The sequence below is a fragment of the Pseudoalteromonas phenolica genome, from assembly GCF_005886345.1.
Taxonomy (GTDB): Bacteria; Pseudomonadota; Gammaproteobacteria; order Enterobacterales; family Alteromonadaceae; genus Pseudoalteromonas; species Pseudoalteromonas phenolica_A.
Genome location: NZ_PNEC01000050.1, coordinates 1 through 297, shown reverse-complemented (window position 1 = coordinate 297; position 297 = coordinate 1). Strand labels below are relative to the sequence as shown.

The 297-nt window shown below is 42.1% G+C and carries 1 protein-coding gene; it reads right to left on the bottom strand.

Annotated elements, in window-relative coordinates:
- Positions 1-297, bottom strand: a 297-nt coding sequence (locus tag CWB72_RS16515) for a transposase (RefSeq protein WP_213084833.1), incomplete at both ends; no start/stop codon positions are given.

Here is a 297-nt window from a genome sequence, read left to right as displayed (position 1 = left end):
ACCACCTTCGTCATTCATGATGAGGTGAAGTTTAAAGCCATAAAACCAGCCCATTGTTCCTTTTCCTCGCTTGGCTTCGTCTGCGAAAACTTGGTGGCGAGGAATACGCATATTGTGACAAACCTTGAGTGAAGTGGAATCAATAAATGCTATACCTGTAGGCTTATCAAAGCGCTGCTTTAAATAGCTACACAGAGCGGGCAACGTAGCCTGTAACAACTTCAACATACGTGTATAACTGACTAAATCAGGAAAATAATGTCGGCAATACTGGCAAACAAATTTGGTGGAGTAAGT